Genomic DNA, 19868 nt, shown 5'->3' with positions numbered 1-19868 from the left:
GTCGCTTGATGCCCCGCACCACCGACAGCAACACCAGCCTTTCCCTCACCGCTGCTTCGCTGTCGGTGCTTTACCCTGAGTCGCTGTCCGGCGAAGAAACCCTGAACGCCCTTGGCTCACAAGTTCTGAACGGCCTCAACGACGGCTCCTCGCTCACCCTGACCACCGCCGTCGCCACCCACGTCACCGCCACCCTGCACAACGACGCCCTCACCCGCCCGCTGGACGCGCTGGTCGCCGAAATCCGACAACTCCCCGCCGACGCCACCGCCGAGCGCTATCAGCTTGTACTACGGCCATGGCTCTGGTGGCTGACCCTTGCCAGCAACAACCGCGTGTTCCAGAACCTCAGCACTTCAGACATCGTCACCACGATTTTCAAGGCCCACGCCTTCACCGACTTCAAGCTCTCACTCAGCGGCAGCTACACCCCGCGCGAATACTGCGTGCAGTACGGCGAAACCGATTTCGCGTTCGTCTCGCGGTTGCTGGAGGAAGAAGGGATTTTCTGGTTTTTCACCCACGAGGACGGCAAGCACACGCTGGTGCTGGGCGACAGCAACGACGCGTTCGTGCCGATCCCCAACGGGCCGAAGGTCAGCTATCTCGGCCAGCAGTTGGGCGAGCGTGAATTGCATGGCATTCGCTCCGGGCAAGTCTGTGTGCAAGCGGTGGCCGGGGTGTATCGGGCGACGGATTACGAATTCACCACCCCGACCACTTCGCTGTACGGTCAGGCTGAAGCGGTGGCCGGGCCACGGTCGATGTACGAACATCCGGGCGGCTACAACGCCAAGGCGCGCGGCGATGCATTGACCAAGCAGCGGGTCGACGGCTTGCGCAGTCAGGAGAAACGCTTTGTCGGTGAAAGTGACTGCCGCTGGCTGGTGCCGGGGCACTGGTTCACCCTCGCCGGGCACGATGATTCAACGTTGAACATCGATTGGGTAGTGACGGCGGTGACACATGACGCCAGTCACGACAGCTATCGCAATCGCTTCGAGGCAATCCCCAAGGCCACGCCGTACCGCCCGGAACGCATCACCCCCAAACCGCGCATGCACCCGCAAACGGCAATTGTCGTCGGCAAGTCGGGCGAAGAAATCTGGACCGACGAATACGGCCGGATCAAGTTGCAGTTCCCTTGGGACCGCGACGGCAAGAACGACGAAACCAGTTCCTGTTGGGTGCGAGTTGTATTGCCCTGGAGCGGCAAGGGCTTCGGCATGCAGTTCGTGCCGCGCATCGGCCAGGAAGTGATCGTGACCTTTATCGATGGCGATCCGGATCGACCGCTGGTAACCGGCTGCGTCTACAACGGTGACAACGCGCTGCCCTATGCGCTGCCGGCGAATCAGACCCAGTCGGGAATCAAGACCCAATCGTCCAAGGGCGGCGGCGGTTTCAACGAGTTGCGCTTCGAGGACAAGAAAGACGCCGAAGAGGTGTTTTTGCAGGCGCAGAAAGACCTGAAGATCAACGTGCTCAACGACACCACCGCCACGGTCGGCCACGATGAAACCCTGACCGTGCAGAACGCTCGCACGCGCACGGTGAAGGACGGCGACGAGACCGTGACCCTGGAAAAAGGCAAACGCAGCGTGACCATCCAGACCGGCAGCGACACGCTCGATGTGAAGGACAGCCGCACGGTGACCGTGGGCGCTGACCAGACCCACAGTACCGGCGGCAATTACACGCACAAGGTCACCGGAGATTACAGCCTGACGGTGGACGGCAACCTGACCATCAAAGTGACCGGCACCCTGACCCTGCAAAGCGGTGGCAGTTTCGCGATCAAGAGCGGCGCCGATCTGGCGGCCGAGGCCAGTACTTCGATCAGCCAGAAGGCCGGGACCTCTCTGAGCAATCAGGCTGGTACCTCATTGGAGAACAAGGCCGGCACGACGATGACCAACGATGCCGGGATCAGCCTGACCAACAAGGGTGCAGCTTCGCAGACCGTGGATGGTGGCGGCATGCTGACCATCAAGGGTGGTCTGGTGCAGGTCAACTGATGAGGAGACGCCATGGCCATCACGCCGCTGGATTTGCAACAGAACGATAAACAGCTCAAAGGGCGCCTGCTCGATGGCCAGCTCGACGGTGCGCTGCACATCAAGGATGACGGGCGCGCGCAGGCTGATTTGCACTACAGCCACGGCGAGCTGCAAGGCACCACCCTGCTCTACCACCCCAATGGCAAGGTCTCGGCGCAGCTGCCGTTTGTCCATGACAAGCTGCAGGGGGTTGCCAGTTTCTATGCCCCCGAAGGCAGTCTTCAGCGCAAGGCGACTTACCACCGGGGGCTGCTGCATGGCGAGGCGTTCAATTACTTTCCCGATGGGCAACTGGCGGAGGTCGAGTTCTACCGCGACGGCGTGCGCGACGGGCGTTATCAGCGCTTTCATCCGAACGGCAGGCCGGCCGTCGAGGCTCGATATCTCAATGGTCAATTGCTGGAACCGGAACAGGGCTTCGCCAGCGACGGACGACCATTGGACGCCGACGGCAAGCCGATCTCACGGGTGCGCTGGTGGTTCAGACGCTGGAGCGATCCTGCTCAAGCCTAAGTTCTGTAGCAGCTGCCGAGCAGCGCGAGGCTGCGTTCGGCTGCGAAGCAGTCGCAAGTCCGGCTGATGCGGTCTGCCTGATGTACCGCAGTCTCAGGTTTTACGACTGCTTCGCAGCCGAACGCAGCCTCGCAAGCTCGACAGCTGCTACGGCCGAACGCAGGCTTCGCCAGCTGCTACAGAGGTTGTGGCGATCAGGGAATCAGCATCTGCATTTGCCCCGGCATCACGATTTTGATCACTCCGGCCCAGTTGCACATCAAGGTGCTGTTGGCATCGATGGCCGGCATGCCGCCCAGCAGTAGGGTCGGCGCGCCGCCGGGGATCCACGGGGTGGCGGTGGCCGGGATGCACGGCATCGGCGTCAGCACGCCAAGCGCCGCGGCGGTGGCGGCCGCGACTATCGGGTTGGCCATGCTCATGCACGTGCCGAACGGCATGACGTTCACCAACGGAATGTGGTCCATGATGTTCGCCGCCGGCATGCCCCCGGTCATTGTGCGGTTCACTGGCAGCACGTTGAGTACCGCCGGCGCCGCGCCGAAACTGCATTGCAGGGTCGCGGTGGCGCAAACTTGCGGACAGCCCATGTTGAATCTCCTTCCTGGAAGCGACGCTCCCTGAACCATAGTCCGCCGCGCCTGTTCGCGCACATCAGGAACGCTGATTATCCGGCAACACGCTAACCTATAAGACCGTGCCGCGCTTGTGGCCACCCCGGCGCGCCATTAGATTAGCCAATGATGTCTGGCCTCCAAAATAAGCAGAAGGGATAAGCATGGCGCTTACTGACCAGTCCACCCGTATCCGCTCTGGCGAAGAACTCGATGCCAGCCTGATCGATCCATACCTCAAGGCGCACATTCCGGGTCTGAGTGGTTTGCCTGTGATCAGCCAGTTTCCGGGCGGTGCGTCGAACCTGACTTACCTGCTGGAATACCCCGAACAGGAATTCGTCTTGCGTCGGCCGCCGTTCGGCCACAAAGCCAAGTCCGCCCACGACATGGGCCGTGAATTTCGCATCCTCAATCAGCTACGGGACGGTTTTCCCTATTGCCCCAAAGCCTACGTGCACTGCACTGACGAATCGGTGATCGGCGCCGAGTTCTATGTGATGGAACGGGTCAAGGGCATCATCCTGCGCTCCGAACTGCCACCGGAACTGGGTCTTGATTCAGCGAAGACCGAAACCCTGTGCAAGAGCTTCATCGACAAGTTCGTCGAATTGCACCGGGTCGACTACAAGGCTTATGGCCTGGGTGATCTCGGTAAACCCGAAGGTTATGTCGCGCGGCAAATCAAAGGCTGGAGCGAGCGCTACGAGAAGGCCCTGACCCCGGACGCGCCGAAGTGGGAAGCGGTAAAGGCTTGGCTCAACGACAAAATGCCAGCCGATCACCCGACGTCGAGCATCGTCCACAACGATTACCGCTTCGACAACGTGATCCTCGACCCGAACAACCCGATGCAGATCATCGGCGTGCTGGATTGGGAGCTGACCACCCTCGGTGACCCGCTGATGGACCTGGGCAACACCCTCGCCTACTGGATCGAAGCCGACGACCCGGCACCGGTGCAACTGATGCGCCGCCAGCCAAGCCACGCCCCCGGCATGCTGACCCGCCGCGAATTCGTCGATTACTACGCCGAGCGCGCCGGCATCCAGATCGACAATTTTGACTTCTACTACACCTATGGCCTGTTCCGTCTGGCCGGCATCGTACAGCAGATCTACTACCGCTTCTTCCATGGTCAGACCCAGGACAAACGCTTCGCACAGTTCATTCACATGAACAAACTGCTGGAGCAGATGAGCTTGCAGGTCATTCAGAAATCCAGCCTCTGATCGGGCCCCATAACAAGGAAAAATCATGTCCAAGACTCAGTTGTTCGACCTCGACGGCAAGATCGCTTTCGTCTCAGGTGCCAGTCGCGGCATCGGTGAAGCCATCGCCAAACTGCTGGCGCAGCAAGGCGCCCACGTGATCGTTTCGAGCCGCAAGCTCGACGGCTGCCAGCACGTCGCCGACGCGATCATCGCCGCCGGCGGCAAGGCCACCGCCATTGCCTGCCACATCGGTGAGATGGAACAGATCACCCAGGTCTTCGCCGCCATCCGCGAACAATTCGGGCGTCTGGACATCCTGGTCAACAACGCCGCGACCAACCCGCAGTTCTGCAACGTGCTGGACACCGACCTCAGCGCCTTCCAGAAAACCGTCGACGTGAACATTCGCGGCTACTTCTTCATGTCGGTGGAAGCCGGCAAGCTGATGCGCGAACACGGTGGCGGCAGCATCATCAACGTCGCCTCGATCAACGGCATCTCGCCGGGGATCTTCCAGGGCATCTACTCGGTGACCAAGGCAGCGGTGATCAACATGACCAAAGTATTCGCCAAGGAATGCGCGCAGTTCGGCATTCGCTGCAACGCCTTGCTGCCGGGTTTGACCGACACCAAGTTTGCATCGGCGCTGGTGAAGAACGAGGCAATTTTGAACACCGCATTGCAGCAGATTCCACTCAAGCGCGTGGCGGATCCGAGTGAAATGGCCGGTGCGGTGTTGTACCTGGCGAGTGATGCTTCCAGCTATACGACCGGGGTTTCGCTGAATGTGGATGGCGGGTTCCTGTCCTGATTCGGTTTTGCGAATAAACCGAAGGCAGCCTCAGGGCTGCCTTTTTTGTTTCCCTCGCGTGCACCCCGCCCCTGCGTAGGGGGATTGGCACTCTCACTACAAGAATATTTATTCCGAAATTTGCATATTGCGAATTTTTATTCCATAAATAGCCCTCCTGAAAATAAAAATCCAAAGGACCCCGGCTATGCGCGAACTCGGTATCGGACTCATCGGCACAGGTTTCATGGGCCGCGCCCACGCCCTGGCCTTTCGCAATGTCAGCGCTGTTTTTGAATTGCCGCTGAAGCTCAAACTCGCCGCCCTTGCCGACGCCGACCCGCAGCGCGCCCGCCACTGCGCCGATGCCTGGGGCTTTGAGGCGGCTCATAGTGACTGGCAACAGTTGATCGATGACCCCAAGGTCAACCTGATCGCCATCACCACCCCCAATCATCTGCACTACCCCATGGCCATGGCTGCCATCGCCGCCGGTAAACCGGTGTATTGCGAAAAGCCGCTGGCGGTGAGCCTCGAGCAGGCCAGTACCATGCGCCTTGCAGCCAAAGCCGCAGGCGTGGTGACGCGGGTGGGTTACAACTATCAGCACAACCCGATCATCGGCCTGGCTCGGGATTTCATTCAAAACGGCGCGCTGGGGCAGATCATCAGTTTCCAGGGCGAGTTCAGCGAAGACTTCATGGCCGATCCCGTTTCACCCTGGTCCTGGCGCTGCGACGCCAATTACGCCGGCGGCGCCCTGGCGGACCTGGGCAGTCATTTACTGGCCATGGCCCGTCATCTGCTGGGCGACGTCGAGGCGGTGTGCGCGGATACCCAGACCGTACATGCGCAACGCCCCGTGACGGCGGGCGGTCAGGAACGACGCGAGGTCGCGGTCGACGATCAGGTCCACGCGTTGCTGCGGTTCGCCAATGGCGCGCGAGGGACGTTCAGCAGCAGCTGGCTCAAACACGGTTACAAGAATCACCTGAGTTTTGAAATCAGCGGCACCCAAGGCACCCTGGCGTTCGATCAGGAACGCTTGAATGAACTGCGGCTGTATCGTGCCGGGCAAAACGGTTTCCAACGGCTGCTGGCGGGGCCGGATTTGCCGGGTTACGCCGCCTTCAGCCCGGCGCCGGGGCACCAGTTGGGTTACAACGAACTCAAGACCCTTGAAGTGCATGAGTTGGTGATGGCGCTGGCCGGTCTCGGCCAGGACGGGACCGATTTCGAGCAGGCGTGGGAAGTCGAACGCCTGGCAACAGCGATTCGTCTGGCGGCACGAGAGTCGCGGTGGGTCAGGATCGAGGAAGTCTGAACCGACGCTCAGGTCATACACCGCCAGTTGCACGTGCTACTGGCGGTACACCGGACCCGGTTTACTGAGTGACGCAACGGGTCAGGGTCGTGGTTCGGGTCACCTGCCCTTCAGCCCTCATATCACCCTGTACATCGGTACTTTCGGTGGTCGAACAGGTACGAACCGGTGTCGGTGGCGGTACGGCCGGGGGTGGAGGCGGCGGACTGGCGCAACCACCGAGAATTGCCATGCAGAGTGCGAGCGACAGTGGTGAAAAAGCACATTTCCCAAAATTGTTCATAGGCTGACCCGCGGTAAGTAATCGACATTTTCCGCGACTCGAAAACCATCCCGCGAACCCGCGGCCCTGTCACAGAAAAGAAATACCCTCGCATTCCTTATAGCTTAGCTACCCGCCAATGCCAGAAAGACTGCGACCATTCCATTACCGCAGGCCTGCGGGATATGACGCCTAAAGAGCGGAGGATCGATTCAAACCACTGCTTTCAAGCTCATAGCGCAGCTCTTCAATCAACGCCGCCACTGCCTCCGGCGTCCGGAGCGTCGCCACGTTCAACCCGCTGACCACCAGATCCACCTGCCCTGTCGCCGGATGGTAAAGCTTCACCGTCAACGAATTATCCCCGGCAAGCGCACACTCACAGGCCAACGGCAAAAAGCTCCGCTCCAACCGCATACGCAATTGCACCAGGTAACTCATCCCGACTCACCTTGGCGACAGCGTAACGTCGACTGCCCGCCTGTTCTTTTCGCACCCATGAGGTTGTTCCTTCAGCTGCATCGAAGAGGACGCGATACCGGGCCCAAGCCACGTCTCGCACCCCGACAGCCTAGAAAAAGCCCCATCTGATCAATACATGAAATTGCACCACCCGCACTAGTGCATTTGCACCTTAACGTTGCCCCTTGGTCCGCTTCACGCCGGAGAACAGACCTCGTTCGCGAGCCCAGACAATCGCCTCGCTACGGCTATGCACATCGAGCTTGGAGTACACCGTCGACACATGATTGCGCACTGTATTGGGCGCGAGTTTCAGGCGCGCGGCGATCTCCTTGTCGGCCAGGCCTTCACAAATCAGGCCGAGCACATCGCGCTCCCGGGTGGTCAGGTCGGTGAACGACACACTGGGCAACTGCGGCGAATTGACGTTTTTCACATTGGCGAGTTTTTCGATCAGCGTACGGCTGAACCAAGACGCATCTTTCATCACCTCTTCGATCGCCGACACCAACTCCAACTCGGTGCGCTTGCGCTCGGTGATGTCCATCAACACCAGCAGATAGCAAGAGCCGTCCTGAATGTTCACGGTGTCCGCCGAGACCGCACAATCAATCAGCCCGGCATCCTTCCGGCGCACCCTGACATCGACACGATCCACGCGCCCGCTTTTCTCCAGGGTCGCAAACAGTCGCGTGCGAGCGCCCGCGTCATCAATGAAGCCGAGTTGCGCCACGGTCTTGCCGAGCACTTCATCATTGGGAAATGCGAGGGACTCCAGGAAGGCTTCGTTGACGTCCATCACTACTTGGTCCGCGGCGCGGCACACCAGGATCGGCACCGGAGTGAGGCGAAACGCTTTGGCGAACCGTTCCTCGCTCTGGCGCAGGGCGATTTCGGCCTTGTGCCGAAGCTCCATGTCGACGAAGGAAAACAGCATGCAAGCTTCGTCGTTGAGCTCAAGCGGTTGCCCGGCAACGATCACCTGCTTGCTGCCACCGTCGGCCAATTGCAGTTCTGCCTGCATCTGCGGAATGGTCGCGCCGTCACGCAGACGCTGCTTGGCCAGGTCCTTGTTCTCGGCGCGCTCCAGCACATCCAGCTCATAAGCCGAAGCGCCGATCACCTGATCACGGGCATAGCCGGTCATGTCCACGAAGCCCTGGTTGACCTTGATGTAGCGCAAATCGCTGAGGCGGCAGATCACTGCCGGGGCCGGGTTGGCGTTGAAGGTCCTTTCGAAACGCTGCTCGGCGCTGGCCCAGTCGGTGACATCGTTCATGATCAGCACCAACGATTCCGGCTCACCGGCACGGTCCGCCAGCACCATGCTGCGCACGCTGTGAACCCAGGTGCGCTCTTCATTTTCCAGCTGCGTCACCTCCACCATCACATCGCTGAACGTCTCGCCATGGGCCACGCGGCTGATCGGATAGTTCTCGATCGCTACCGGATGATTGTTGCGATAACGCAAGGCAAAACGCTTGGCGTACTCCCCGGCATTGGCCCCCAACTCGCCAATCTCGCTGACACCGTGCATGGCCAGCGCGGCGTCATTGGCCCAGAGAATGGTCTGGTCGAGCTCCAGCAGAATCACCCCATCGGACAGGCCGGCGATGATCTGCTGCAACTGGCGGCGATTGGTTTCAGTGCTCAGGACGTCCTGGCTCATTGGAACTCCACAATTGCGGCGGCACTTTTGCGCGCTGCCCAGTGAAGATTACGACCGCAGGCGTTTGTGATAGTGCAAAGCCCGGCACCCGCGGCCTCCCAAAGTAGCCCTATGCTCAATACGGAAAGAGTGGTTTAGTGCCGCTTTTTGTCTATACGGAGAGTTGCCATGGTGTTTGATTCTCTTCACTTCACCCCCTGGTCTGCCCTTGCGGGAGGAGCGCTGATTGGCCTGGCCGCCAGCGTAATGGTGGTGGCCAACGGGCGAGTTGCCGGGATCAGCGGGCTGTTGGGCAGCCTGCTTGAGCGTAATGATTCAGGACGAGGTGAAAAAGCCCTGTTCCTGCTTGGACTGTTGGCGGCACCGTTGGTGTGGGCGCTGTTTCATGTGTGGCCGACCATCGAATTCAAAACCGGTACGGTGGGGCTGATCATCGCTGGATTGTGCGTCGGCATCGGCACTCGTTATGGCTCCGGCTGCACCAGTGGTCACGGCGTGTGCGGTATCTCGCGCCTGTCACCGCGCTCCATTGCCGCGACATTGAGCTTCATGTTCACAGGCTTCGTGACGGTGTTCGTCCTGCGCCATCTGCTGGGGTATTGAACATGCGCAAACTGACCGCTTTCCTCGCCGGCCTGCTGTTCGGCGTCGGCCTGTTGCTGGCCGGCATGGCGAATCCGGCCAAAGTGCTGGGTTTTCTGGACATTGCCGGCCTGTGGGATCCGTCACTGGCGCTGGTCATGATCGGCGCCATTGCCGTGGCTTGGGGGCCGTTTCACTGGGCCATGAAACAACCGACATCCTTGCTGGGTGCGCCTATGCAATTGCCGGTCAGCCGTGAGCTGGACCGACGCCTGATCGGTGGCAGCCTGCTCTTCGGCATCGGTTGGGGTATTGCCGGCATCTGCCCCGGCCCGGCACTGGTGTTGTTGCCGACGGGGCACTGGCAAGCCTGGGTGTTCGCCATCGCCATGCTGGCGGGGATGCTGATGTTCAAAGCGCTGCAAACCCGCCGTTGAGCATCCCCGCCAAGCCAGTGGTCAAGCCGCCTGCTTACCACTGGCAATCGCCTGCGACGCCGCCAGCATCGCCCGCAACAACACGGCGCACCCGGCGGCCAGATCATCCGGCGCGGCGTTTTCGATTTCGTTGTGGCTGATACCACCTTCACAGGGCACGAAGATCATCCCGGCCGGGCCGAGTTCGGCGAGGAAGATTGCGTCGTGCCCTGCTCCACTGACGATGTCCATGTGCGACAGACCGAGCCCTTGAGCCGCACCGCGTACCGCTTCGACGCAGCCCTTGTCGAAATACAGCGGCGGGAAGTCGGCGGTGGGTGTCAGTTCGAAGGTCAGGCCGTGTTGCTCGCAGGTGGTTTCGATGACCTCGCGGACTTCGGCGATCATTGAGTCGAGTCGCGCCGGTTCCAGATGACGGAAGTCCAGGGTCATGCGCACTTCGCCGGGAATCACGTTGCGCGAGCCGGGATAGGCTTGCAGGCAGCCGACGGTGCCGCAGGCGTGGGGTTGATGACCGAGGGCTGCGCGATTGACTGCGCCAACGATCACCGCGGCGCCGACCAGCGCGTCCTTGCGCAGGTGCATTGGCGTCGGACCGGCGTGGGCTTCGACGCCGCGCAGTTTCAAGTCGAACCATTTCTGCCCCAGCGCGCCCATCACCACGCCGATGGTTTTGTGTTCGTCCTCAAGAATCGGCCCTTGCTCGATGTGCGCCTCGAAGTACGCACCCACAGCATGACCGCTGACCTGGCGCGGCCCGGCGTAACCGATGGCGTTCAAGGCTTCGCCGACAGTCACGCCCTCGGCATCGACCTTGGCCAGGGTTTCCTCGAGGGTGAATTTTTCCGCGAACACGCCGGAGCCCATCATGCACGGGGCGAAGCGTGAGCCTTCCTCGTTGGTCCAGACCACCACTTCCAGCGGCGCTTCGGTTTCCACGCCGAGGTCGTTGAGGGTGCGTAAGACTTCGACCCCGGCCAGCACGCCGAAGCAACCGTCGAACTTGCCGCCGGTGGGCTGAGTGTCGATGTGGCTGCCGGTCATTACCGGTGGCAGGTTCGGATTGCGCCCCGGACGACGGGCGAAGATGTTGCCGACGGCGTCGATGCTGACCGTGCAACCGGCCTCCTCGCACCACTTCACGAAGATATCGCGCGCCTGGCGGTCGAGGTCGGTCAGGGCCAGCCGGCAGACACCGCCCTTGACCGTCGCGCCGAGCTTGGCCAGGTCCATGAGCGACTGCCACAGACGGTCGCGATTGATGTGCTGATGGGTGGATTGCAGAACGTCTACAGCAGCGTTCATGGTGATCTCCTCAGGCAGTTGTTATCGGTTTCTTCGCTAGTTCCCACGCCCCGCATGGGAATTCATCCCTGGACGCTCTGCGTCCGCTCCTGGAACGCGGAGCGTCCCTGGCTGCGTTCCCACGCAGAGCGTGGGAACGATCACTCATCACACCGGAGATTTCACGACAGTCGGACTCGGCCGCATCGAACTCAACCCGTAATAAATCAGCCCTCCCAAGGCCGAGCCGGTGAACCAGCCGTAGCTGTAGAACCAGCTGAAGGCATCGCTGCCCAGCGACAGCAGCGTCAACACCACCGGCACGCCGAACGCGATGAAGCCAAACCCGTTCCACGCCGGGTACACGTCATCACGATAGAGGCCGGCCAGATCCAGTTGCTGTTTCTTGATCAGGAAATAGTCCACCACCATGATCCCGGCGATCGGCCCCAGCAGGCTCGAATAGCCGAGCAACCAGTTGGAATACACCGTCTCCAGGCTCAGATCCGAGACAATCAGCCCGAGCTTTTTCAGCAGTTCATGGGCCATCAGCGCCAACCCGACCAACCCCGTGAGCATCACCGCCGTGGTGCGGTTGATGTACTTGGGCGCGACGTTCTGGAAATCGTTGGTTGGCGACACGATGTTGGCCGCAGTGTTGGTGGACAAGGTGGCGATGATGATCAGCGCCATGGCCAGTGCGACCCAGACCGGGCTCTGGATATGGCCGATCAGGGTGACCGGATCAGAGACGGTGACACCCACCAGTTTGACCGACGCGGCCGTCATCACCACGCCGAGGGAGGCGAACAGGAACATGGTCAGGGGCAAGCCGATGATCTGTCCGATGATCTGATCCTTCTGGCTTTTCGCGTAGCGGCTGAAGTCCGGGATGTTCAGCGACAGCGTGGCCCAGAAGCCGACCATGGCGGTCAGCCCGGCGGCAAAATAACTGGCCACGCCGGCCCCTTCCGGACGCTTGGCCGGGATCGCCAGCAACTCGGTCATCGACACGTTTGGCATAGCCCACACCAGCAGGCCCACGCCCACCAGTACCAACAACGGCGCCGAGAGGGTTTCCAGCCACTTGATCGAGTCCGCGCCGCGAATCACCACCCACAGGTTCAAGGCCCAGAACAGCATGAAGCCGATCACCTCGCCGGTACCGCCGAGGGCCTTCCAGCCATCGAACACCGAGCCGAGAAACAGGTGAATCGCCAGCCCACCGAACATGGTCTGGATGCCGAACCAGCCACACGCCACCAGGGCGCGGATCAGGCACGGGATGTTGGAACCGAGAATGCCGAAGGACGAGCGCAGCAATACCGGAAACGGAATGCCGTACTTGGTGCCGGGGAAGGCATTCAGGGTCAGCGGGATCAGCACGATGATATTGGCGAACAGAATCGCCAGCAGCGCTTCGCCCACGGTCAGGCCGAAGTAGGCCGTGAGCACACCGCCGAGGGTGTAAGTCGGCACGCAGATCGCCATGCCGACCCACAGCGCAGTGATGTGCCATTTGTTCCAGGTTCGTTCGCGCACCTTGGTCGGTGCCATGTCGTGGTTGTATCGGGGACTGTCGAGGACATCGCTGCCGGCTTCGAGCTCAAACAAGCCGTCGCGCTCGGTCACTTGCGATCTGATCTGTTGCATGGCCGCTCCACTGTTCTTTTGATTATTTTTGCTCATCAGAGGCTGGCGCAATGCGCGCGAGCCGGACGATGGCCGGAGAAACTGACAACTTTTACGGACCGGCCACGGTGTCAGCGGCGGCATCAATAAACGTGCCGGGTGCCCCGCTTGCGCCTCGGGCAGTGCCATAAAACTTTGCTAACCAACTGATGTTAATCAGCTTTATTTATCCAGCTAGCGAGTCCCCGGTCAGTTGCCCTGTCACTCAGGCCGAATGCCAGGCAAGTTGTCCGAACAGTCAGGACTCAATCTGGTGCGTCGATCTTTTTTGTAAGGTTGCGCATCAACCATAGACCATCCTCAACCGGCTGATTTCACATAGAAAATCTTGACCATATTTCCAACCTGTCAAGTGCGTCAAAATGGTGAGCGGTCTCACCATTTTGGTGATTTTCATTTTTTATCGTTATTTATCAAACAGTTAAAACAATAATAAGCTTATAAAAAATATTCTTGCTCAATCCACAAACTGCAGCTAGCGTCTATTCTTGACAGCGCTGACAGGAATACACCGATTGGCGTCTGCTTCATATAAAACATCTAGAACCGGCAATAGTCGGTCATGCCTGCGAGGAACTCGGAATGTCTCTGTTGATCCGTGGCGCCACCGTTATTACCCATGATGAAAGTTATCGCGCCGACGTGTATTGCGCCGACGGCGTGATCAAAGCCATCGGTGAAAACCTCGATGTTCCCGCCGATGCTCAAGTGCTCGACGGCAGCGGCCAATACCTGATGCCCGGCGGCATCGATCCGCACACGCACATGCAACTGCCCTTCATGGGCACGGTGGCCAGCGAAGATTTTTTCAGCGGCACCGCAGCGGGATTGGCCGGTGGCACCACGTCGATCATCGACTTCGTGATACCCAACCCACAGCAATCATTGATGGAGGCCTTTCATCAATGGCGTGGCTGGGCCGAGAAGTCGGCGTCTGACTACGGCTTTCACGTCGCCATCACCTGGTGGAGCGAGCAAGTCCGCGAGGAAATGGCCGAGCTGGTCAGCCAGCACGGGGTCAACAGCTTCAAGCATTTCATGGCCTACAAGAACGCGATCATGGCCGCCGACGATACGCTGGTGGCGAGTTTCGAGCGCTGCCTGGAATTGGGCGCGGTGCCGACCGTGCACGCGGAAAACGGCGAGCTGGTCTATCACCTGCAACGCAAGTTGATGGCCCAGGGCATCACCGGGCCGGAAGCGCATCCGCTATCACGACCTTCGCAGGTGGAAGGTGAAGCCGCGAGCCGGGCGATCCGCATTGCCGAAACGTTGGGCACGCCGCTGTACCTGGTCCACGTCTCGACCAAGGAAGCCCTCGACGAAATCACCTACGCCCGCGCCAAGGGCCAACCGGTGTACGGCGAAGTGCTGGCCGGGCATCTGCTGCTGGACGACAGCGTTTACCAACACCCGGACTGGCAGACCGCCGCCGGTTACGTGATGAGCCCACCCTTCCGCCCGCGCGGTCATCAAGAAGCCCTTTGGAACGGCCTGCAAGCGGGCAACCTGCACACCACCGCCACCGACCACTGCTGCTTCTGCGCCGAGCAAAAAGCCGCCGGCCGTGACGACTTCAGCAAGATCCCCAACGGCACCGCCGGTATCGAAGACCGCATGGCAGTGCTTTGGGATGAAGGGGTGAACACCGGGCGTTTGTCGATGCAGCACTTCGTAGCGCTCACCTCCACCAACACCGCGAAGATCTTCAACCTCTACCCGCGCAAAGGTGCGATCCGTGTCGGTGCCGATGCCGATCTGGTGCTGTGGGACCCGGAAGGCACGCGGACGATTTCAGCCAAGACTCACCACCAGCAGGTCGACTTCAACATCTTCGAAGGCAAGACCGTGCGTGGCGTACCGAGTCACACCGTCAGCCAGGGCCGTGTGGTGTGGGCCGATGGTGATTTGCGCGCCGAGCGTGGCGCGGGCCGGTATATCGAACGGCCGGCGTATCCAGCGGTGTTTGATTTGCTGAGCAAGCGGGCTGAGTTGCACAAGCCGACCGCTGTGAAACGCTGATCTGCCCTCTGTGGCGAGGGAGCTTGTTCCCGCTGGACCGCGTAGCAGGCCCAAAGCCAGTCGACTCGGGGGGGGCAGGACAACCGATTTGGCAGGATGTGGGGCGGCTTCGCCACCCAACGGGAGCAAGCTCCCTCGCCACAGGATGATGCGAAAAAACCAATGCCCACCAGAGGCAGTACCTCAATTAACCGTGAGGCCAACACCGTGATCAAGACTTTGAACCACCTCCCGCATCCCCATGAGGACGCGGCCGCCCTCGCCGGCCATTTCACCGACCTGGCGCCGCCGCTCAACGAGCGTCAGGCGCATCTGGAAGCCTCGCGCTGCCTGTATTGCTACGACGCGCCGTGCGTGAACGCGTGCCCAAGCGACATCGACATTCCATCGTTCATCCGCAATATCCATCAGGAAAACGTGCAGGGTGCGGCGCAGAAAATCCTCTCGGCCAACATCCTCGGTGGCAGTTGTGCCCGGGTCTGTCCGACGGAAATCCTCTGCGAGCAAGCCTGCGTGCGCAACAACGCCCAGGAATGCGCGCCGGTACTGATCGGCCTGTTGCAACGCTATGCCGTGGACAACGCACACTTCAGCGAACACCCGTTCCAGCGCGCCGCCGCAACCGGCAAGCGCATTGCCGTGGTGGGGGCAGGCCCGGCCGGTTTGTCCTGCGCGCACCGCAGCGCCATGCACGGCCATGACGTGGTGATTTTCGAGGCCCGGGAAAAGGCCGGCGGCCTCAACGAATACGGGATCGCCAAGTACAAGCTGGTGGACGACTACGCGCAGAAGGAGCTTGAGTTCCTGATGGGAATTGGCGGAATCGAGATTCGCCACGGGCAGAAGCTGGGCGACAACCTGACCCTCAGCGAACTGCATCAGCAATTCGACGCGGTGTTCCTAGGCCTCGGCCTGGCCGCCAGCAAACAACTGGGCCTGCCCAACGAGGATGCCCCCGGCCTGCTCCCCGCCACCGACTACATCCGCGAACTGCGCCAGGCCGATGACCTGACGCAACTGCCGCTGGCCGAACGCTGCATCGTCCTCGGTGCCGGCAACACCGCCATCGACATGGCCGTGCAAATGGCCCGCCTCGGTGCCCGGGACGTCAATCTGGTGTACCGCCGTGGTGTCGCGGACATGGGCGCTACCGCTCACGAACAGGACATCGCCAAGGCCAATCAGGTGCGCCTGCTGACCTGGGCACAACCCGAAGAGGTGCTGCTCGACGATCAGGGCAACGTGCGCGGCATGCGCTTCGCCCGCACCCGATTGGTGGAAGGTCGCCTGCAAACCACCGGCGAAACCTTTGAGCTGGCCGCCGACGCGATCTTCAAAGCCATCGGCCAGGCCTTCGACGCCCGCGCCCTCGCCGATCCGCTGGCCCGTGAACTCAAGCGTCAGGGCGATCGCATCCTCGTCGACGAACAGCTGCGCACCAGCATTCCCGGCGTGTATGCCGGTGGCGACTGCACCAGCCTCGATCAGGACCTTACCGTGCAAGCCGTGCAGCACGGCAAGCTGGCCGCCGAGGCCATCAACGCTCAACTCATGCTCAACGTGGAGGCTGCGTAAATGGCCGATCTCTCGATTGTCTTCGCCGGCATCAAGGCCCCCAACCCGTTCTGGCTCGCTTCCGCGCCGCCGACCGACAAAGCCTACAACGTGGTCCGCGCGTTCGAGGCCGGCTGGGGAGGCGTGGTCTGGAAAACCCTGGGGGAAGACCCGGCGGCGGTCAACGTGTCGTCACGCTACTCGGCGCACTTCGGGGCTAACCGTGAAGTGATGGGCTTCAACAACATCGAGCTGATCACCGACCGCTCCCTGGAAATCAACCTGCGGGAAATTACCCAGGTCAAAAAGGACTGGCCGGACCGCGCACTGATCGTGTCGCTGATGGTGCCCTGCGTCGAAGAGTCGTGGAAAAACATCCTGCCGCTGGTGGAAGCCACCGGCGCCGATGGCATCGAGCTGAATTTCGGTTGCCCCCACGGCATGCCGGAACGGGGCATGGGCGCGGCGGTCGGCCAGGTGCCGGAATACGTCGAACAGGTCACCCGCTGGTGCAAGACCTATTGCTCGTTGCCGGTAATCGTCAAGCTCACGCCGAACATCACCGACATCCGCGTCGCCGCTCGTGCCGCATACCGTGGTGGCGCCGATGCGGTGTCGTTGATCAACACCATCAACTCGATCACCAGCGTCAATCTGGAGCGCATGGTCGCCAATCCCGCCGTCGGCAGCCAAAGCACCCACGGCGGTTATTGCGGCTCGGCGGTGAAGCCGATTGCATTGAACATGGTCGCCGAGATCGCCCGCGACCCGCAGACCCAGGGCTTGCCGATCAGCGGCATTGGCGGCATCGGCAGTTGGCGCGACGCGGCGGAATTCATTGCCCTGGGCAGCGGTTCGGTGCAGGTGTGCACGGCGGCGATGCTGCATGGCTTCCGGATTGTCGAGGAGATGAAGGACGGTTTGTCACGCTGGATGGACAGTCAGGGCTACGCCAGCGTGTCGGACTTTTCCGGGCGTGCGGTGAGCAATACCACGGACTGGAAGTACCTGGACATCAACTATCAGGTGATTGCGAAAATCGATCAGGAGGCGTGCATCGGTTGCGGTCGCTGCCACATCGCTTGCGAAGACACCTCGCACCAGGCGATTGCCAGCCTCAAACAGGCCGATGGCACGCATAAATATCAAGTGATCGATGAGGAGTGCGTGGGCTGCAACCTGTGCCAGATCACCTGCCCGGTGCAGGATTGCATCGAGATGGTCCCGGTGGATACGGGCAAGCCGTTTCTGGATTGGAACCATGATCCCCGCAATCCCTACCATGTCACGGTTTGAGGGCTGAAGATCAAGGGATCACAGCCTCGTTGCACTCTGTAGGAGCTGTCGAGTGAAACGAGGCTGCGATCCCTTGATCTATGGCTCCAACCCGATCCCACGCAAGATCACACTGGTCACCGTCTGCACCGCCCGTTCGAACTGCATGTCCGACAACGGCTGATGATCATTCAGGATGTTCACCTGATGATCGAAGTCGGCGTAGTGCTGGGTCGAGGCCCAGATCATGTACAACAGGCTGGAAGGCTCCACCGGCAGGATGCGTTTGTCTTCCACCCACTGGCGAATTTTCGCTTCCTTCATCTTGGCCCAGTCGTACAGGCTCGCGTCCAGTTTCTCACCGAGGGTCGGAGCGCCGTGGATGATTTCGTTGGCCCAGACTTTCGAACCGTACGGCCGGCTGCGGGAATGGTTCATCTTGGCGCGGATGTAGCTGCTGAGCACCACGCGCGGGTCGTCGAACATTTCGAAGCACAGGGCGTCCTGCTTCCAGACCTCCAGCAAACCCAGGAGCACCGCGCTGTACAGCTCGCTCTTGGTGCTGAAGTAGTAATGCAGGTTGGAGCGCGGCAGTTGCACTTCAGCGGCGATGTCGGCCATGGCGGTGCTGCCGAAGCCTTTTTCGGCGAAGACCTTTTCGGCCGCCAACAGGATTTTTTCGACGTTACTGCGACGAATCTCGATCTTGTGATTGCCCATGAGGGCTCCCTGACAACAGCGTTGCTCAAGACTAGCATCCGCTCTACGTCGCGGCGACAGGGGAAAACGAAACTTCGTACAGCGGCCCTGCGGCAGGTAAACTGCCTGCCTCTTTGAACCTGCCTGCGAGGTCTCCACGATGCTGCTCAAGAACGCCCTGACCGCCGCCGCCCTGCTCGGCTCGCTGTTCGCCGCCTCATCAGTGTTTGCCCACGCCCATCTGAAAAGCCAGACCCCGGCGGCCGACAGCTCGGTGAGCGCGCCTACGGAACTGCGCCTGGTGTTTTCCGAAGGGGTTGAAGCGACATTCACCAAAGTGACGATCAGCAAGGACGGTGCCGACGTACCGGTAAAAAGCCTCGCCACCGAAGGCAGCGACAAGAAAACCCTGGTCGTCACCCCGGCAGCGCCGTTGGCCGCTGGCGATTACAAAGTCGAATGGCACGCCGTGTCGGTCGACACCCATAAAAGTGAAGGCGCCTACCGCTTCAAGGTGGGTCAGTAATTCATGACCGATGCGCTGGTGCTGTGCCGCTTCCTGCATTTCACCGTGGTGCTGATGTTGTTCGGGGCCTGGGTGTTCAGGCCTTTGCTGCTGGGCCGCGAAACGAAGTGGCTGGATCCGGCACTGGCGCGAGTGACCCGCTGGCTCAGCGTGGTGGCGTTACTCAGCGGCGTCGGCTGGTTGCTGCTGATCACCGCCAGCATGGCCAGTTCCCCGGAGGCGGCATTCGACCCGGCGACGCTAGGCCTGGTGCTGAGCAATACCTATTTCGGTCAGGTCTGGCGCTGGCATCTGCTATTCAATCTGTTGCTCGTGGCGTTGCTGCTGACACCCTGGCGTTCAAGCATGCTCCTGCGCATCGGCCTTGCCAGCCTGCTGCTGGCGACCCTGGCTCCGGTCGGTCATGGCGCCATGCTCGATGGTCTGCAAGGCCGGCTGCTGATCCTCAATCAGATCATTCATCTGGCGTGCGTCGGTGCCTGGCTCGGGGGCTTGATGTTGCTGGTGATGATCCTGCGCCAACCGGACGATCATCCCTTGAGCGCGATACTGCAACGCTTCAGCGGGATCGGTTACACGTTGGTGGCGGGGTTGGTGATGACCGGCCTGATCAACGTGCGCGTACTGACCGGCGTGTTCTGGCCGACGCCGTTGCTGTCCGGGTTTGCGCTGATTCTGTTGATCAAGGTTGTGCTGGTGATCGCGATGCTGGGGTTGGCGCTGTTCAATCGGCTGCGGGTCAAGGATTGCCAGCAGCGTCCGGGGCTGTTGCGCACCAGCGTCATGCTGGAATGGATACTGGGGATCGGCGCGGTAGCGGCGGTTTCACTGCTGGGCACCCTGCCCCCAATGATCGCCAACTGAAACACACCTCGCTCCTACAAGGGCG

18 protein-coding genes are annotated in these 19868 nt (G+C 60.9%); 12 read left to right on the top strand and 6 right to left on the bottom strand.

Annotated elements, in window-relative coordinates:
* The first annotated feature begins 8 nt into the window (after positions 1–8).
* Together tssI and F475_RS06835 are read left to right on the top strand one after the other, a co-directional pair.
* Positions 9–2018 (top strand): type VI secretion system tip protein VgrG, encoded by a 2010-nt coding sequence (gene tssI, locus F475_RS06840; protein ID WP_111453512.1) that lies wholly within the window; start codon positions 9–11, stop codon positions 2016–2018.
* A gap of 12 nt (positions 2019–2030) precedes the next feature.
* Positions 2031–2573, top strand: a complete 543-nt coding sequence (locus F475_RS06835) for a toxin-antitoxin system YwqK family antitoxin (protein ID WP_111453511.1) — start codon at positions 2031–2033, stop codon at positions 2571–2573.
* Positions 2574–2767: 194 nt separating this feature from the next.
* Here the strand turns inward: F475_RS06835 and F475_RS06825 are convergent, their stop codons facing one another.
* Positions 2768–3163, bottom strand: coding sequence for a DUF4280 domain-containing protein (locus F475_RS06825; RefSeq protein ID WP_111453509.1), 396 nt, complete (start codon positions 3161–3163; stop codon positions 2768–2770).
* A gap of 188 nt (positions 3164–3351) precedes the next feature.
* Here F475_RS06825 and F475_RS06820 point away from each other — a divergent pair, with 188 nt between their 5' ends.
* The 3 genes from F475_RS06820 (at position 3352) to F475_RS06810 (ending at position 6515) form a co-directional block, all read left to right on the top strand.
* Complete coding sequence (locus tag F475_RS06820) at positions 3352–4419, top strand: phosphotransferase family protein (protein ID WP_111453508.1); 1068 nt, start codon at positions 3352–3354, stop codon at positions 4417–4419.
* A gap of 25 nt (positions 4420–4444) precedes the next feature.
* Positions 4445–5212, top strand: coding sequence for an SDR family oxidoreductase (locus F475_RS06815; RefSeq protein WP_018929676.1), 768 nt, complete (start codon positions 4445–4447; stop codon positions 5210–5212).
* Positions 5213–5399: 187 nt separating this feature from the next.
* The gene (locus tag F475_RS06810) at positions 5400–6515 is read left to right on the top strand and encodes a Gfo/Idh/MocA family protein (RefSeq protein WP_111453507.1); all 1116 of its coding nucleotides are present in this window, start codon (positions 5400–5402) and stop codon (positions 6513–6515) included.
* 454 nt (positions 6516–6969) lie between these two features.
* Here F475_RS06810 and F475_RS06805 read toward each other — a convergent pair whose 3' ends face one another.
* Entirely contained in the window at positions 6970–7218 is a 249-nt protein-coding gene (locus F475_RS06805) for a DUF1652 domain-containing protein (protein ID WP_064618276.1), read from the bottom strand.
* Positions 7219–7411: 193 nt separating this feature from the next.
* Positions 7412–8908, bottom strand: a complete 1497-nt coding sequence (locus F475_RS06800) for a helix-turn-helix transcriptional regulator (protein WP_111453506.1) — start codon at positions 8906–8908, stop codon at positions 7412–7414.
* Positions 8909–9076: 168 nt separating this feature from the next.
* Here F475_RS06800 and F475_RS06795 point away from each other — a divergent pair, with 168 nt between their 5' ends.
* Together F475_RS06795 and F475_RS06790 are read left to right on the top strand one after the other, a co-directional pair.
* Positions 9077–9511: a YeeE/YedE family protein gene (locus tag F475_RS06795; protein ID WP_111453505.1), complete on the top strand. Its 435-nt coding sequence runs from the start codon at positions 9077–9079 to the stop codon at positions 9509–9511.
* Positions 9512–9513: 2 nt separating this feature from the next.
* Entirely contained in the window at positions 9514–9927 is a 414-nt protein-coding gene (locus F475_RS06790; protein WP_018929681.1) for a DUF6691 family protein, read from the top strand.
* 21 nt (positions 9928–9948) lie between these two features.
* Here F475_RS06790 and F475_RS06785 read toward each other — a convergent pair whose 3' ends face one another.
* A complete protein-coding gene (locus F475_RS06785; protein WP_111453504.1) occupies positions 9949–11232 on the bottom strand; it encodes a Zn-dependent hydrolase in 1284 nt (427 codons plus the stop codon).
* 147 nt (positions 11233–11379) lie between these two features.
* Complete coding sequence (locus F475_RS06780; protein WP_111453503.1) at positions 11380–12864, bottom strand: NCS1 family nucleobase:cation symporter-1; 1485 nt, start codon at positions 12862–12864, stop codon at positions 11380–11382.
* Positions 12865–13485: 621 nt separating this feature from the next.
* On the opposite strand from F475_RS06780, the gene hydA reads away from it, so the two are divergent.
* The 3 genes from hydA to preA all read left to right on the top strand — a co-directional run bounded on the left by hydA (position 13486) and on the right by preA (position 17775).
* Positions 13486–14925 carry a dihydropyrimidinase gene (hydA, locus tag F475_RS06775; RefSeq protein WP_111453502.1) on the top strand — a complete coding sequence of 480 codons (1440 nt, stop codon included), beginning with the start codon at positions 13486–13488 and terminating at the stop codon, positions 14923–14925.
* Between the two features lie 207 nt (positions 14926–15132).
* On the top strand, positions 15133–16500 hold the full coding sequence (locus F475_RS06770) for an NAD(P)-dependent oxidoreductase (protein WP_111453643.1): 1368 nt from the start codon (positions 15133–15135) through the stop codon (positions 16498–16500).
* Positions 16501–17775 carry an NAD-dependent dihydropyrimidine dehydrogenase subunit PreA gene (preA, locus tag F475_RS06765; protein WP_111453501.1) on the top strand — a complete coding sequence of 425 codons (1275 nt, stop codon included), beginning with the start codon at positions 16501–16503 and terminating at the stop codon, positions 17773–17775. It begins immediately after the preceding gene.
* Positions 17776–17853: 78 nt separating this feature from the next.
* Here preA and F475_RS06760 read toward each other — a convergent pair whose 3' ends face one another.
* Entirely contained in the window at positions 17854–18474 is a 621-nt protein-coding gene (locus F475_RS06760; protein ID WP_007937670.1) for a TetR/AcrR family transcriptional regulator, read from the bottom strand.
* A gap of 139 nt (positions 18475–18613) precedes the next feature.
* Here F475_RS06760 and copC point away from each other — a divergent pair, with 139 nt between their 5' ends.
* A complete protein-coding gene (gene copC, locus F475_RS06755; RefSeq protein WP_111453500.1) occupies positions 18614–18979 on the top strand; it encodes a copper homeostasis periplasmic binding protein CopC in 366 nt (121 codons plus the stop codon).
* Positions 18980–18982: 3 nt separating this feature from the next.
* Positions 18983–19843: a copper homeostasis membrane protein CopD gene (gene copD / locus F475_RS06750; RefSeq protein ID WP_111453499.1), complete on the top strand. Its 861-nt coding sequence runs from the start codon at positions 18983–18985 to the stop codon at positions 19841–19843.
* Positions 19844–19868 lie beyond the last annotated feature (25 nt).

The organism is Pseudomonas sp. URMO17WK12:I6 (genome assembly GCF_003253625.1).
GTDB lineage: Bacteria > Pseudomonadota > Gammaproteobacteria > Pseudomonadales > Pseudomonadaceae > Aquipseudomonas.
This window is presented reverse-complemented; position numbering and strand designations above follow the sequence as displayed.